Consider the following 366-nt stretch of genomic DNA (forward strand, 5'->3'; position numbering starts at 1 on the left):
GACTGTGGTCGGGGCCGTCAGTGTCGGCGCGGCGGGGGGCGCGGTGTCCTTGGGAACCGTTGCCGTCGTCGCCGGGCTGACGTTGCCCGCCGTATCGGTCGCGGTTGCGGTGTAGGTGAGCTGGCCGTCGCTCAGGCTCGTCAGGTTCAGTGCCGTCGTGGACCAATTCCCGGTTCCGTCCGCGGTCGCGGTCGCGGTGACGGTGTGAACGGCATTGGCGTCCGTGATGTTAAGCGAGACGGTCGCGCCGACCTCGGCGCTGCCGCTGACCGTCACGGACGTGACGGTCGCGCCGGTGACCGCGGCGGGGACCGTCAGTGTCGGCGCGGCGGGGGGCGCGGCGTCCTTGGGGACCGTTGCCGTCGT

Annotated in this window: 1 protein-coding gene; it reads right to left on the reverse strand. The window is 72.1% G+C overall.

Annotation, left to right across the window (positions count from 1 at the left end; all coding sequences use genetic code 11):
• On the reverse strand, nucleotides 1-366 hold a 366-nt coding region (locus AC3XQU_RS23260; RefSeq protein WP_489876520.1), incomplete at both ends, for an Ig-like domain-containing protein.

Source organism: Telluria sp. AZSoR62 (genome assembly GCF_058111565.1).